The organism is Labrys sp. LIt4 (genome assembly GCF_017813775.1).
GTDB classification, from domain to species: domain Bacteria; phylum Pseudomonadota; class Alphaproteobacteria; order Rhizobiales; family Labraceae; genus Labrys; species Labrys okinawensis_A.
In genome coordinates this window covers 145,525-160,141 of the sequence record NZ_JAGIPY010000001.1, presented here as the reverse complement: position 1 = coordinate 160,141, position 14,617 = coordinate 145,525, and the positions used below count along the sequence as shown (strand labels likewise).

The window sequence follows — 14,617 nt, the reverse complement described above, 5'->3', positions numbered from 1 at the left end:
AAAACCGTCACGCATCCGCGTCGACACAGGCGCGTATGCCCTCGCGATAGGTCGGATAGCGCAGGGTGTAGCCAAGCTCCTCGCGAACCCGGCGGTTCGAGACACGCTTGTTCTCGCCATAGAAGGAGCGGGCCATCGGCGTCATCTGCGCCTCGTCGTAAGCGATCTCGGCCGGCGGCGTCAGGCCGAGCAATTCGGCCGCATAGGTGACCACGTCCTGGGGCGGCGCCGGCTCATTGTCGGTGACGTTGAAGGCCGGCCCCGCCAACGGCTTTTCCATGCCGGCGGCGACGGCGCCGGCGATGTCCTCGACATGGATACGGTTGAACACCTGCCCCGGCTTGACGATGCGCCGGGCGGTGCCGCGCTTCAGATTGACGACGGCGTTGCGTCCCGGCCCGTAAATGCCGGCCAGCCGGAAAAGCTGCACGGGCACGGCCTTGCCGCGGCCGAGCTCGAGCCATTCCTTCTCGACATCCACCCTCATGGCGTTGCGTGCCATGGTCGGGCGCAAAGGTGCGGCCTCATCGATCCACGCGCCGCCGGCATCGCCATAGACCCCGACGGTGGAGAGATAGCCGATCCATTGCAGCTTCGGCGCCTGCCGCAGGGCGGCAGCGAAATGCCGCAAGACGGGATCGCCGTCATCGTCGGGGGCGATGGAGGTAAGAATGTGAGTCGCTTCGGCAATCGCCGTTTCGACGGCCGGCGAGCCGGCAAGGCCGTCATAGGCCAGCCGCGTCACACCAGGCAGATCCGGCAGCTTTTCGTGGGGCGCCGTCGAGCGGAAAGTGCCGGTGATCCTGGCGAAGCGCTCGCCGTAGCGGGCAGCGAAATGCGAGGCGGTGTAGCCGAGGCCGAAAATCAGAAGATTCATGGACTTTCCCGGGAGCGCGGACTTCTCGGCGACATTCAGACATGTCGCGATATCCGCTCTTCCTCTCTTCGCAGATGCCGTGTTTCCAGGAACGGACTGGAAGTCCGCGCTCCCAGGCTTACTGTCCGAGCCCGTCGAAGAAATCGCGGACCTTGGCGAAGAAGCCGGCGCTTTCGGGCTGGGTCTCCTTCGAGGATTGCGCGTCGAACTCGGCCAGCAATTCACGCTGGCGGCGCGTGAGATTCTTGGGCGTCTCGACGAAGAGCTGCACATACATGTCGCCATGCTCGCGCGAGCGCAGCACCGGCATGCCCTTGCCGCGCAGGCGTACCTGCCGGCCGGTCTGCGTGCCCTCGGGCACCGCCACCTTGGCCTTGCCGCCATCGACAGTCGGCACCTGGAATTCGCCGCCGAGAGCCGCCGTCACCATCGAGATCGGCACCCGGCAATGCAGGTCCGCGCCGTCGCGCTGGAAGAACTCGTGGGGGGCCAGCGACAGAAAAATGTAGAGATCGCCCGACGGCCCGCCGCGCGCGCCGGCCTCGCCTTCATTGGCGAGGCGGATGCGCGTGCCGTCCTCGACGCCGGCCGGAATGTTGACCGAGAGGGTGCGCTCGCGCGTGGTGCGGCCGGCGCCGCCGCAGGAGGGACAGGGATTGTCGATGACCTCGCCGCGGCCCTGGCAGGTCGGGCAGGTGCGCTCGATCGAGAAGAAGCCCTGGGTGGCGCGCACGCGGCCATGGCCGGCGCAGGTTCCGCAGGTCTTGGGCTTGGAGCCGGCCTTGGCGCCGGAACCGGAACAGGCGTCGCAGGTGACGGATGTCGGGATCTTGATGGTGGCGGTCTTGCCGTTGAAGGCCTCCTCCAGCGTGATCTCCATGTTGTAGCGCAGATCCGCGCCGCGCTCGCGCCCGCCCGAATTGCTGCGCCCGCGCCCGCGCCCGGCCAGATCCTCGAAGATGTCGTTGAAGATGTCGGAGAAGGAACCGAAGCCTCCGCCCCCGCCAAAGCCGCCTCCGCCGCCGCCCATGCCGCCCTGCTCGAAAGCGGCATGGCCGAAGCGGTCATAGGCCGCGCGCTTTTGCGGGTCCTTCAGGGCTTCATAGGCCTCGTTCACTTCCTTGAACTTGGCCTCCGCTTCCTTGTCGCCGGCATTGCGGTCCGGGTGATGCTTCATGGCCTGCTTGCGGAAAGCAGCCTTGAGTTCGACGTCGGTTACTTCGCGAGTAACCTCGAGCACTTCGTAATAGTCACGCTTGGCCATCGGAATCGCTCAAAGCATCCCAGCGAAAGCGTCTTGCGAACGGCGGCAACGCGCCGGCGCTCACAAGACGTGTTGAAACAACCAGTTCGAGCGAAGGGTGCTTCCGCTTGAATGCACCTTGCTCCTGAAGGTGTGCGAAAGCCCCCGCCATACCCGGCACGAACCGCGAGGGTTCGCGCCGTTTGGCGAGGGCTCACACACGATCGTCAGAGATTACGCACGCTTCTTGTCGTCGTCGACTTCCTCGAAGTCGGCGTCAACAACATCGTCATTCTTCGTGCCGGCCTCGCCCTCCGCCGCGCCGGCCGCCTGCTGCTGCTGATACAGGGCCTCGCCCAGCTTCATGGCAGCCTGCTGCAGGTCGTTGGTGCGGGTCCTGATCAGCTCGGCATCCTCGCCTTCCAGCGCGGACTTCAGAGCGGTGACCGCGGACTCGACGGTCGACTTGTCGGCCTCGGAGATCTTGTCGCCAAGCTCCTTGATCGACTTCTCGGCCTGGTGCACCGCCGCATCCGCATGGTTGCGGACCTCGACGAGCTCACGCCGCTTCTTGTCTTCCTCGGCGTTGGCCTGGGCGTCCTTGACCATCTTCTCGATGTCGGCATCGGAAAGACCGCCGGAAGCCTGGATGCGGATCTGCTGCTCCTTGCCGGTCGCCTTGTCCTTGGCCGAGACATTGACGATGCCGTTGGCATCGATGTCGAAGGTCACCTCGATCTGCGGCATGCCGCGGGGCGCCGGCGGAATGCCGACGAGATCGAACTGGCCGAGAGCCTTGTTGTCGGCCGCCATTTCGCGCTCACCCTGGAAGACGCGGATGGTCACGGCCGTCTGGCCGTCCTCGGCGGTCGAGAAGGTCTGGCTCTTCTTGGTCGGGATCGTGGTGTTGCGCTCGATCAGACGGGTGAAGATGCCGCCCAGCGTCTCGATGCCCAGCGACAGCGGCGTCACGTCGAGCAGCAGCACGTCCTTGACGTCGCCCTGCAGCACGCCGGCCTGGACGGCGGCGCCGATGGCCACGACTTCGTCCGGGTTGACGCCCTTATGGGGTTCCTTGCCGAAGAACTGCTTCACGACTTCCTGGATCTTGGGCATGCGGGTCATGCCGCCGACCAGCACCACCTCGTCGATCTGGCCAGCGGCCAGGCCGGCATCCTTCAAGGCCTTGCGGCATGGCTCGACCGTGCGCTGAACGAGATCGTCGACCAGGCTCTCGAACTTGGAGCGCGAGAGCTTGAGCGCCAGATGCTTCGGACCCGAAGCGTCGGCGGTGATGTAGGGCAGGTTGATCTCGGTCTGGGCGGTCGAGGACAGCTCGATCTTGGCCTTTTCAGCCGCTTCCTTCAGGCGCTGGAGAGCGAGCTTGTCCTTCCTGAGGTCGATGCCCTGCTCGCGCTTGAACTCATCCGCCAGATATTCGACCAGGCGCATGTCGAAGTCCTCGCCGCCGAGGAAGGTGTCGCCATTGGTGGACTTCACCTCGAACACGCCGTCGCCGATCTCCAGGATCGAGACGTCGAAAGTGCCGCCGCCGAGGTCATAGACCGCGATGGTGCCGGCCTTCTTCTTGTCGAGACCGTAAGCCAGCGCAGCCGCCGTCGGCTCGTTGATGATACGCAGCACTTCCAGGCCGGCGATCTTGCCGGCATCCTTGGTGGCCTGGCGCTGGGCGTCGTTGAAGTAGGCGGGAACCGTGATGACGGCCTGCGTCACCGGCTGACCCAGATGAGCCTCGGCCGTTTCCTTCATCTTCTGAAGGGTGAAAGCGGAAATCTGCGACGGGGAGTAGGACTTGCCGTCCGCCTCGACCCAGGCATCGCCATTGTTGGCCTTCACGATCTTGTAGGGCACCAGGCCGATGTCCTTCTTGGTCATCGGATCGTCATAGGTGCGGCCGATCAGGCGCTTGATCGCAAAAAAGGTGCGCTCGGGATTGGTCACAGCCTGGCGCTTGGCCGGCTGGCCGACGAGACGCTCGCCATCGTCGGTGAAGGCGACGATGGAGGGCGTGGTGCGCATGCCCTCGGAATTTTCGATGACACGGGCGCTCGTGCCTTCCATGACGGCCACGCACGAATTGGTGGTGCCGAGGTCGATACCAATAACTTTAGCCATAGTTCTCATCCTTCCTATTCAGCAGACCGGCGCGCCCCGAAGCAGCAGCGCCTAGGCCGGGAAAGCCCTCAGGAACCCGGCCGGTCCCTATCGGAAACTCCATGACTGCGTTGAGATTAATCACGGGTTCGGCGGGTATATAAGGGGGGCTTTCACGGGCCGCAAGGCGCGAAAGCTGCCTGTCCGCTAAGGAATTTGCGTCTTCGTCACAATTCTTGGACGAAGTGCCGACCGTCTCCGGCCGAGGCAAGCCAACAGGCGATATAGCGATACATCAGCCAGCATCCGCGGTCACTCGATTTTACCGCCGTCCCTGACCATGGCGTAGCGCAAAAACCGGCTTGACCATAACAGTTTTGTTATATAATAAATTCGTTATCAAGGAGGCGCAGCCGCGATGCCGGACCTCGATTACACCTTTGCCGCCCTGTCCGATCCGACCCGCCGGGCCATCCTCAGCCGCCTGGCACTCGGGGAAGCGACGGTGATGCAGCTGGCGGAGCCCTTCGCGATGACGCAGCCCGCCATCTCGCGCCATCTCAAGGTTCTCGAAGGCGCCGGACTGATCGTCCGCCGCGCGGAGGGAACGAGACGGCCCTGCCGGCTTGCCCCGGAAGGCATCGCAGCCATCGACCAATGGCTAGGCATGCTGCGCGAGGCCCTGGCCCGCAACTACGAACGGCTGGACGCACTCCTGGCCCAAGGCCTGCCTGAAAAAGAAGAGGAAAGCCCATGACCAAGCTCACGATCCGAACCGAAGGCGAAACCCACGTCGTGGTGACCCGGCGCTTCGCCGCCCCGCCCGAGGCGGTCTATCGCGCCCACACCGAACCCAAGCTCATCCAGCAATGGATGCTGGGGCCGGACGGCTACACCATGCCGGTCTGCATCAGCGAGGCCCGGCCCGGCGGCAAAATCCGCTTCGAGTGGCAGGACGCCTCGGGGAGCGGCGGCTTCTACCTGACAGGCGAATATGTCGAACTCGAACCCTATAGCCGCATCGTGCATGTCGAGCGCATGCATCTGCCCGACCCCACGCCGGACAACCATGTCGAGACCCGCCTGGAGGCGGACGGCGCAGGCACGCTGATGACCCTGCGCATGACCCTCCCCAGCGCCGCAGTGCGCGAACAGATGCTGGCAACCGGCATGGAACATGGCATGGAAGCCAGCTATGTCCGGCTCGAGGGTATTTTGTGAGGATCGATGCTGACCTTAAGGGTCGGGCGAGATGAAGGCTTCGATGCGAGAGCGCGACATTCGCCGCTCCCTCCTCAATCCACCAACTGGCCCACGATCATGTGCGCCGTCGAGGCATTTAGGGCCATGGGGATGTCGTAGACCAGCGCCAGCCGGGTCAGCGCCTTGACGTCGACATCGTGCGGCAGGGGCGAGAGCGGATCGACGAAGAAGAACAGGCCATGCACCTGCCCCTCGGCGATCAGGGCGCCGATCTGCTGGTCGCCGCCGAGCGGGCCGCTCTTGAGCGGCGTCAGCGACAATTCCGGACAGGCGGCCAGCACGCGCCCGCCGGTCGTGCCGGTGGCGACGAGATTGAAGCGGGCCAGAATGGTCCGGTGCGTGCGCGCGAACTCGACCATTTCGTCCTTTTTCAGATCATGCGCGACGAGCGCCAGAGTGCGCCGGACCAGCTTTGCCATCTCATACCCTCATTTCCAACCGGCGTTTCCCACCTGATTCCATGTGAAAATCAGGGGCAACCGCACAACGCCTCTTCTCAATAGCGCAATCGGCATGCCATGTTGACCATAAGGTCTGCACGGGAAGCCTTTCCCGCGCGGCCCCATCCAAGAGCGAGAACGAGCGCGGGAGAGCGTGATGAAATCGACCCTTCTTGGCCTGGCTGTCCTGCTGGCGGCCGGCACTGCGGGATTTGGCGCGGCACAGGCTGCCGACAAGCCTGGCCCGGCGGTCATCTATGACCTCGGCGGCAAATTCGACAAGTCCTTCAACGAGGGAGCCTATAACGGCGCCGAGCGCTGGAAGAAGGAAAGCGGCAAGACCTATCGCGACTTCGAAATCACCAATGCGTCCCAGCGCGAACAGGCGCTGCGCCGCTTCGCCAAGGACGGCAACGATCCCATCATCGTGATGGGCTTTGCCTATGAGGACGTGCTGGCGAAGGTGGCCAAGGCCTATCCGAAGGTGCATTTCGGCATCGTTGACAGCGTCGTCGACCTGCCCAACGTCGCCTCCTATGTCTACCGCGCCGACGAAGGCTCCTATCTCGCCGGCTATCTCGCCGCCAAGACCACCAAGACGGGCACGATCGGCTTCATCGGCGGCATGGACGTGCCCCTCATCCGCAATTTCGGCTGCGGCTATGTCCAGGGTGCCAAGGCCGCCAATCCGCAGATCAAGGTCATCCAGAACATGACCGGCACCACGCCCGCCGCCTGGAACGACCCCGGCCGCGGCGCGGAACTCACCAAGGCGCAGATCTCGCAGGGCGCCGACATCGTCTATGCCGCCGCCGGCCAGACGGGCCTGGGCGTGCTGCAGGCGGCTGCCGACGGCGGCAAGCTCGGCATCGGCGTCGATTCCAATCAGAACGGCCTGCATCCCGGCAAGGTGCTGACCTCGGTGCTCAAGCGGGTGGACGAGGCGATCTATCAGGGCTTCAAGGACGGCGAGGAAGGCAAGTTCAAGGCCGGCACCCACGTGCTCGGCATCAAGGACAGCGGCGTGGCCCTGGCCATGGACGACAACAACAAGCCCCTGGTCACCGACGCCAACAAGGCCGCCATCGAGGCGGTGACCAAGGACATCGCCGACGGCAAAGTGGTGGTGCACAACTACGAGAAGGACAATGTCTGCCCGGTGAACTGAGCAGGCTTCAAACCGTTTTTCGTAGCCCGAAAGGCGGGTCCCCGGATTTGGTGCCGTTTACTTAAAGCGTCTTCGAGTTTGCACGACCTTTGTCATTGCCGGGCTTGCCCCGGCAATCCAGCTCCCCGACCGGTTGCGCGTGGGGTTCCTGGATAGCCGGATCAAGCCGGGCTAGGGCAATTCGGAGTGTTTCTCCTCAAGTGAACTGCACTGGCTCCGTGGAGCTGCCTTTCGTCGACACTCTGCCGTCTTCGCCGGTCCGGGATCGGCCCCTATTGCTCCCGCGAGGCTCCCTTTGGCAACTGCCCTCGAACTGAAGCAAATCGACAAGCGTTTCGGCCCCGTCCACGCCAACAAGGCGATCGACCTCGTGGTCGAGAGAGGCACCATCCACGGCATCATCGGCGAGAACGGCGCCGGCAAATCCACGCTGATGTCGATCATCTACGGCTTCTACGAGGCCGACAGCGGCGAAATCCACGTCAACGGCGCCGCGAAGGCGATCCGCTCCTCCCAGGATGCCATCGATGCCGGCATCGGCATGGTCCACCAGCACTTCATGCTAGTGGACCCGTTCACGGTCCTGGAAAACGTCATGCTCGGCGCCGAGGGCGGCAGCCTGCTGGCAAAAGGGCGCGAGCATGCCCGCGCCGAACTGGCACGGCTGGAAAAGAGCTATCGCCTGGAGGTCGATCCGGATGCCGTGGTGGGCGAACTGCCCGTCGGCGCCCAGCAGCGGGTCGAGATCCTAAAGGCGCTCTATCGCGGCGCCGACATCCTCATCCTGGACGAGCCGACCGGTGTGCTCACTCCGGCCGAGGCCGACCAGCTCTTCGAAATCCTCAAGGTCCTGCGCGAACAGGGCAAGACCATCCTCTTGATCACCCACAAGCTGCGCGAGATCATGGCGATCACCGACCGCGTCTCCGTGATGCGGCGCGGCGAGATGGTAGCCACCGTCGATACCCCCAAGACCAATCCCACCGAGCTTGCCGAATTGATGGTGGGGCGCCGCGTGCTGCTGCGCGTCGACAAGGCAGAGGCCAAGCCTGGCGACGTCATCCTCGAGGTGAAGAACCTTACCGTGAAGGATGAAAAGGGCATTACCCGCGTCGACGACGTCTCTTTCACGGTGCGCGCCGGCGAGATCGTCGGCGTCGCGGGTGTGGCCGGCAACGGCCAGTCGGAGCTGCTGGAAGCCATTGCCGGCATCCGGCCGGTCTTTTCCGGCGAGATCAGGCTGCGGGGCAGCAATGCCGCTGCCGCGGACCCGGCGGAGCTGCGAGAGCTCGGGCTGGCCCATGTGCCCGAAGACCGCATGAAGATGGGCCTGGTCAAGCCCTTCGCCGCCTATGAAAGCGCGATCCTGGGCTATCAGAAGGACCGCAAGCTCGGCAGCGGCCCCTTCCTCAATTACCGGCGCATCATCGCCGACCTCACCGACAAGATGGAACGTTTCGACGTGCGTCCGCGCGACCCGAAACTGAAGACGGCCAATTTCTCGGGCGGCAATGCCCAGAAGATCGTGCTGGCCCGCGAGATGGAGCGCGACCCGGCCCTGCTGATCGTGGGGCAGCCGACGCGCGGTGTCGACATCGGCGCCATCGAATTCATTCACCGCCGCCTGATCGGCATGCGCGATGCCGGCAAGGGCATCCTGGTGGTCTCGGTCGAGCTCGATGAAATCATGGGCCTCAGCGACCGCATCCTGGTGATGTGCGGCGGGCGCATCACCGGCGAGTGCCTGGCCAAGGACGCCACGGAGAACGGCCTCGGCCTCCTGATGGCGGGTGTTTCGGGAGAGGCGGCATGAGCGGACAGACCACCACTGCCGGCGCCCTTCTGGGGGCGATCTTCTCCGGGCGCAGCGGCGCCAGCCTCGTCACCCTGCCCTGGTGGGCCGACACCATCATCCTGCCTCTGCTCAACGTCTTGGTGGCCTTCATCGTCTCCGGCATCGCGGTGTGGATCATCGTCGGCGCCGACCCCCTGACGGTCGGCGTCACCATGATCGGCGGCGCGTTCGGCGACGCCAACGCCCTGGGCACCACTCTCTATTACGCCACCACCTTCATCTTCGCCGGCCTTGCGGTGGCAGTCGCCTTCCACGCCGGCCTGTTCAATATCGGCGCGGACGGCCAGGGCCAGATCGCCGGCATCGGCATCGCCTGGGCCTGCCTGCATCTGAGCGGCCTGCCCTGGTTCCTCGCCATCCCGCTCGGCATGGTCGCCGGCATGGTCTTCGGCGCCGCCTGGGCTTTCATTCCCGGCTATCTCCAGGCCAAGCGCGGCAGCCACGTCGTCATCACCACCATCATGTTCAACTATATCGCCACCGCGCTGGTGCAGTATCTGCTGGTGAATGTGATGATGAAGCCGGGTTCCGGCGAGCCGAGGTCCGAACTCTTCCCCGATTCGACGGGCATGCCGTTGGTCAGCGACATCCTGGCCGGCATGGGCATCGAGCTCGACCTCACCCTCGTCAATCTCGCCTTCCCGATCGCCCTGATCGCAGCCGTGCTGGTCTGGGCCCTGATCTGGCGCACGCGGCTCGGCTATGCGATGCGCACCGTCGGCCACAACCAGACGGCCGCCGTCTATGCCGGCATTTCACCCGCGAAAATCATCGTCGTCGCCATGCTGATCTCGGGAGGCCTGGCTGGCTTGATGGGCGCCAATGTGCTTATGGGCGAACAGCACCGCATGATCATCGACTATACCGCCGGCGCCGGCTTCATCGGCATCGCGGTTTCGCTGATGGGACGTTCCCATCCGGCCGGCATCGTGCTCGCCTCCATCCTGTTCGGCGCGCTGATCCAGGGCGGGCAGGAGCTCTCCTTCGAAAACCCCGTCTTCGACAAGAACATGATCGTGATGATCCAGGGCATCATCATTCTCTTCGTCGGCGCGCTCGAGACCATGTTCCGCCCGCAGCTCGCCGCCCTGTTCCGAGTGTTCACCCCCGCCGGCAAGGGAGCATGACGCCATGGATAACGTGATCATGCTCGCCAGCGTGGCGGCCGCTGCCATCCGCATTTCCACGCCCTATCTGCTCTGCGCGCTCGCCGGCCTCTATTCGGAACGTTCGGGCATCGTCGATATCGGCCTCGAAGGCAAGATGCTGGTGGGCGCCTTCGCCGCCGCAGTCACCGCGGCGACCTATGGGTCGGCCTGGCTCGGCCTGATGGCCGCCATCATCGTCTCCATCGGCTTTGCGCTGCTGCACGGCATCGCCTCCATCCGCTATCGCGGCAACCAGATCGTCTCCGGCGTCGCCATCAACATCCTGGCGCTCGGCTTGACCGCCTTCATCGGCAATGCCTGGTATGGCGAGGGCGGCCGCACGCCCAGCCTCAGCGGCGATGGCCGTTTCCAACCGATCGCGCTGCCGGGAGCGGAGGCGATCAAGGGCGTGCCGGTGATCGGCGAACTCTATGCCGACGTGCTCTCCGGCCATTCGGTCCTGGTCTATTTCGCCTTCATCTGCGTGCCGGTAACGGCCTGGGTCCTCTACAAGACCCGTTTCGGCCTGCGCCTGCGCGCCGTCGGCGAGAACCCGCAGGCCGTCGACACCGCTGGCATCTCGGTGGCCTGGCTGCGCTACCGGGCCGTGTTGATCTGCGGCCTGCTGACCGGCATCGCTGGCGCCTATCTCTCCACGGCCGACTCGGCCGCCTTCGTCTCCAACATGACCGGCGGGCGCGGCTATATGGGCCTGGCCGCCCTGATCTTCGCCAAATGGCGGCCCTGGCCCGCACTCGGCGCCTGCCTGCTCTTCGGCCTGCTCGACGCCATCTCGATCCGCATGGGCTCGGGCTTCGTCGTCGGGGGCATTGTGGTGCCCTCGGAGCTGATCTCGGCGCTGCCCTTCATTCTCACCGTGCTGATGCTGGCCGGCTTCGTCGGTGCGGCGACCCCGCCCAAGGCCGCGGGTATCCCCTACCTCAAGGAACGCTGATGGACGCGCTCGCCGATCTGTTCGAAGCCGCCAGGGCCGTGCGCGAGAAGGCGCACGCGCCCTATTCGCGCTTCAAGGTGGGAGCGGCCATCCGCGGCCGTTCGGGCCGGATCTATGCCGGCTGCAATGTCGAGAACGCCGCCTATCCCGTCGGGGCCTGCGCCGAGGGCGGCGCCATCTCGGCCATGGTGGCGGATGGCGAGACGGGAATCGCCGAAATCCTGGTGCTGGGCTGGACCGATGCCCATCCCGACGCGCCGGGCCTGACCACGCCCTGCGGGGGCTGCCGCCAGCGCATCCGCGAATTCGCTGCGCCGTCGACCCCCATTCACGTCGCCGGTCCCGAAGGCGTCCGCCGCAGTTTCACACTCGACGAATTGCTGCCCGAGAGCTTCGGCCCTGAAAATCTGGAATAGCCTCTCATACCAATAGTCGCGATGTTTGACTCAGGCGTCATTGCTTCGCTGCGCTCGCAATGACGGTGCTCGATCGGTCAAGCATCAATACCGTCGGTATCAGATCGACACCAGATCGAGGAAGCTGGCGAACAGCAGCACGACGGTGGCGATGGCGAGCGTCAGCCCCACCCAGAACTGAGCCCTGTCTTCGGCGGAAATGCCGCCCTTGAGTACCATGTGCATACGCTCGATCATCACCGACCACCTCGAAACGGGGGTCATGATGAGAGTGCGGCAGGTGCTCGGGCGTTAACGCGGCGCGATTTCGCCACGCCGTCTGGAATCATGGTTGAGAAGAGGTGAGTAAGCCTCCGGGCGCCCGCTCACCCGAAACTACAGAAACGACTTTCCGGCTCCCTGCCAATCCAGCCTGAGGTGCTCCGCCACGCTGGCGGCCATGTCGGCGAAGCTGTCGCGCCGGCCGATCGGTCCCGTACGCTTGCCGAGACGCGCCAGCACCGGCACGAATTCGCGCGTGTGGTCCGTTCCCGTCCAGGACGGGTCGCAGCCATGGTCGGCCGTGATGATCAGCAGGTCATCCTCGGCCAGCCGGGAGAGAATCTGCGGGAGGCGCATGTCGAATTGCTCCAGGGCGCCGGCATAGCCGGGAATATCGCGGCGATGGCCGTAGAGCGTGTCGAAATCGACATAATTGGCAAAGAGCAGTCCACCATCGGGCAGGCGCCCCATGGCCTCCAGCGTGCGGTCGATCAGGGCGTCGTTGCTCGGGCCCTTGACGACCTCGCCGGTGCCGCGATGCGCGAAGATGTCGCCGATCTTGCCGATGGTGATGATGCCGCGCCCGGCGCGTTCGGCCACGTCGAGCAGCGTATCGGCCGACGGCGGCACGGCATAGTCGCGCCGGTTGGCGGTGCGGGTGAAACCGCTGGCGGCGTCGCCGACGAAAGGCCGCGCGATCACCCGGCCGATATTGAGATGGTCGACATGGCGGCGGGCGATCTCGCAGAGGGACAGCAATCTCTCCAGACCGAACGCCTCCTCATGGGCGGCGATCTGCAGCACGCTGTCGGTGGAGGTGTAGAAGATCGGCTTGCCGGTCTCGATGCTCTCTGCACCGAGCTCGGCGATGATCTCCGTCCCCGAGGCATGGCGCTGGCCGAGCACGCCGGCAAGCCCGGCCTCCTTGACGATGGCGGTGATCAGCTTGGGAGGAAAACAGGGGACCTCCTTCGGGAAATAGCCCCAGTCGAACGGCACGGGATAGCCGGCGATTTCCCAATGGCCGGAGGGCGTGTCCTTGCCCTTGGAAGTCTCGGCCGCATAGCCCCACAGGCCCTCGGCGACGCCGCCTTCCAGGCCGGGCGGCAGCGTACCCGTCGCCGCCTGCGCCGCGGCGCCGAGGCCGAGGCTCGTGAGCACGGGCAGGCGCAGGGGGCCGGTACGATGCTCGTTCTCGCCCGCCCGTCCCGCCGCGCAGGCCGCGGCGATATGGCCGAGCGTATCGGCCCCCGCATCGCCATAGCGTTCGGCATCGTCAGCCGAGCCGATGCCAAAGGAATCCATCACCAGGACGAGTGCGCGGGCCATCTCAGCTTCCTCCGATGCGTTCGAGTACCGGCGGCAGGGCTTCCCCGCCCTCTCCGATACGATAGGCCGCGCGCAGGCCGGCTTCCGCCGCCTCGGCCGCCGCGTCGCTGCGGGCATGTACGAAGGCGAGGGGGCGGTCGGGCCCGACCTCGGCACCGAGTTCCGCCAGGCCGGTGAGACCCACGGCATGGTCGATCGCATCCTGCGGGCGGGTGCGGCCACCGCCCAAGGCGACGACCACGAGGCCGACGGCCCTGGTATCAATGGCGCCGACCCGGCCCGCGGTCCCGGCAAAAACGGGCTTCACCACAGGGGCAGCCGGCAGATGGCGTTCGGGCTGCTCAAGGAAGTCGGCCGGGCCACCCAGCACCGCGATCATGCGGGCGAAGTGCTCGGCCGCCCGTCCGCTCGCCAAAGCCTGCTCGATGCGGGCCTGGCCCTCTGCGGTGTCCCGAGCCAGTTTGCCGAGCACCAGCATCTCGGCGCAGAGATCGACGGTGACCTCCAGCAGGCGCACGTCCCGATGCGCACCGGTGAGGAAATCCACCGCGTTGCGGACTTCCAGGGCATTGCCGGCGGCGCTGGCGAGAGGCTGGTCCATGGCAGTGATCAGCGCGGTGGTCGGCAATCCGGCGCCCGTGGCGACGGTCGCAATCGATTCGGCCAGTTCGCGCGAGCCCTCCAGGGTGGGCATGAAGGCGCCGGAACCCGTCTTCACGTCCATCACCAGGGCCTGCAGGCCCGCCGCGAGCTTCTTGGACAGGATCGAGGCGGTGATCAGCGGGATCGATTCGACCGTGGCCGTGACGTCGCGGATCGAATAGACGGTCTTGTCGGCGGGGGCGAGGTCGGCGGTCTGGCCGATGATGGCGGTGCCGGCCTCGCGTACGGCGCGGCGGAACAGGTCGAGATCAGGCTGGGTGGTGTAGCCGGGCACCGAATCGAGCTTGTCGAGCGTGCCGCCGGTATGGCCCAGGCCCCGCCCCGAAATCATCGGCACGAAGCCGCCGCAGGCAGCCACCAGCGGCCCGAGCATCAGGCTGACATTGTCGCCGACGCCGCCCGTCGAGTGCTTGTCCACCACCGGCCCCGGCAGGTCGAGGCTCCCCCAGTCGAGCACGCTGCCCGATTGGGTCATGGCCCGCGTCAGGGCGATGCGCTCATCCATCGCCATGCCACGGAAGAACACGGCCATGGCAAAGGCCGCGACCTGGGCATGGGTGACGCTGCCGGCGACCAGCCCCTGCACGAAACTCTCGATTTCAGCCGCGGATAAAGCCGCGCCATCGCGCTTCTTGCGGATGATTTCCTGGGGAAGAAGGGTCACGGAAAGGCTCCCTGGAGGCCCCGTCCCGCGCGGCCCCGGTTGATGGAGCCGGCGACGATAGCCTCCACGATCCGCGAAAGAAAGTCATGCGGAGGAAAGTGTGCGAGTAAACCGACGCCCCGGCGTCTCATGCCGGGCGACCAAAATGTGGCTTGGGTCATTGATGCCCTCATAGGCCTGTTCCCGCCGATCTGGCCAGCGCCCGGCAGGCGTGCCACAA

14 protein-coding genes are annotated in these 14,617 nt (G+C 65.5%); 7 read left to right on the top strand and 7 right to left on the bottom strand.

The genetic code is table 11. The annotated features are described in order from the left end of the window. Nucleotides 1-7: 7 nt before the first annotated feature. The 3 genes from J8I29_RS00715 to dnaK form a co-directional block, all read right to left on the bottom strand. Nucleotides 8-877 carry an SDR family oxidoreductase gene (locus J8I29_RS00715; RefSeq protein WP_209430277.1) on the bottom strand — a complete coding sequence of 290 codons (870 nt, stop codon included), beginning with the start codon at nt 875-877 and terminating at the stop codon, nt 8-10. A gap of 118 nt (nt 878-995) precedes the next feature. Further along, nucleotides 996-2,141 carry a molecular chaperone DnaJ gene (dnaJ, locus tag J8I29_RS00710; protein WP_105864370.1) on the bottom strand — a complete coding sequence of 382 codons (1,146 nt, stop codon included), beginning with the start codon at nt 2,139-2,141 and terminating at the stop codon, nt 996-998. Between the two features lie 213 nt (nt 2,142-2,354). Continuing rightward, the gene (gene dnaK / locus J8I29_RS00705; protein ID WP_105864369.1) at nt 2,355-4,256 is read right to left on the bottom strand and encodes a molecular chaperone DnaK; all 1,902 of its coding nucleotides are present in this window, start codon (nt 4,254-4,256) and stop codon (nt 2,355-2,357) included. 397 nt (nt 4,257-4,653) lie between these two features. On the opposite strand from dnaK, the gene J8I29_RS00700 reads away from it, so the two are divergent. Next, nucleotides 4,654-4,992, top strand: a complete 339-nt coding sequence (locus J8I29_RS00700) for a metalloregulator ArsR/SmtB family transcription factor (RefSeq protein WP_209430276.1) — start codon at nt 4,654-4,656, stop codon at nt 4,990-4,992. Further along, complete coding sequence (locus tag J8I29_RS00695; protein WP_209430275.1) at nt 4,989-5,456, top strand: SRPBCC domain-containing protein; 468 nt, start codon at nt 4,989-4,991, stop codon at nt 5,454-5,456. The genes J8I29_RS00700 and J8I29_RS00695 overlap by 4 nt, the downstream gene beginning before the upstream one ends. Nucleotides 5,457-5,530: 74 nt before the next feature. On the opposite strand, the gene J8I29_RS00690 is transcribed toward J8I29_RS00695, so the two are convergent. Next, a complete protein-coding gene (locus tag J8I29_RS00690) occupies nt 5,531-5,917 on the bottom strand; it encodes a methylglyoxal synthase (protein WP_105864366.1) in 387 nt (128 codons plus the stop codon). Nucleotides 5,918-6,095: 178 nt separating this feature from the next. Here J8I29_RS00690 and J8I29_RS00685 point away from each other — a divergent pair, with 178 nt between their 5' ends. The 5 genes from J8I29_RS00685 (at nt 6,096) to J8I29_RS00665 (ending at nt 11,480) form a co-directional block, all read left to right on the top strand. Next, nucleotides 6,096-7,106 (top strand): BMP family ABC transporter substrate-binding protein, encoded by a 1,011-nt coding sequence (locus J8I29_RS00685; protein WP_105864365.1) that lies wholly within the window; start codon nt 6,096-6,098, stop codon nt 7,104-7,106. Nucleotides 7,107-7,401: 295 nt separating this feature from the next. Next, complete coding sequence (locus J8I29_RS00680) at nt 7,402-8,919, top strand: ABC transporter ATP-binding protein (RefSeq protein WP_105864364.1); 1,518 nt, start codon at nt 7,402-7,404, stop codon at nt 8,917-8,919. Beyond that, a complete protein-coding gene (locus J8I29_RS00675; protein WP_209430274.1) occupies nt 8,916-10,088 on the top strand; it encodes an ABC transporter permease in 1,173 nt (390 codons plus the stop codon). The genes J8I29_RS00680 and J8I29_RS00675 overlap by 4 nt, the downstream gene beginning before the upstream one ends. Before the next feature lie 4 nt (nt 10,089-10,092). After that, nucleotides 10,093-11,064 carry an ABC transporter permease gene (locus J8I29_RS00670; protein WP_209430273.1) on the top strand — a complete coding sequence of 324 codons (972 nt, stop codon included), beginning with the start codon at nt 10,093-10,095 and terminating at the stop codon, nt 11,062-11,064. Next, a complete protein-coding gene (locus tag J8I29_RS00665; RefSeq protein WP_209430272.1) occupies nt 11,064-11,480 on the top strand; it encodes a cytidine deaminase in 417 nt (138 codons plus the stop codon). The genes J8I29_RS00670 and J8I29_RS00665 overlap by 1 nt, the downstream gene beginning before the upstream one ends. A 99-nt stretch (nt 11,481-11,579) precedes the next feature. On the opposite strand, the gene J8I29_RS00660 is transcribed toward J8I29_RS00665, so the two are convergent. The 3 genes from J8I29_RS00660 to deoA form a co-directional block, all read right to left on the bottom strand. After that, nucleotides 11,580-11,717: a hypothetical protein gene (locus J8I29_RS00660; protein ID WP_181161300.1), complete on the bottom strand. Its 138-nt coding sequence runs from the start codon at nt 11,715-11,717 to the stop codon at nt 11,580-11,582. 138 nt (nt 11,718-11,855) lie between these two features. After that, nucleotides 11,856-13,070: a phosphopentomutase gene (locus tag J8I29_RS00655; protein ID WP_209430271.1), complete on the bottom strand. Its 1,215-nt coding sequence runs from the start codon at nt 13,068-13,070 to the stop codon at nt 11,856-11,858. 1 nt (nt 13,071) lies between these two features. Continuing rightward, nucleotides 13,072-14,397, bottom strand: a complete 1,326-nt coding sequence (gene deoA / locus J8I29_RS00650; protein WP_209430270.1) for a thymidine phosphorylase — start codon at nt 14,395-14,397, stop codon at nt 13,072-13,074. Nucleotides 14,398-14,617: the final 220 nt, after the last annotated feature.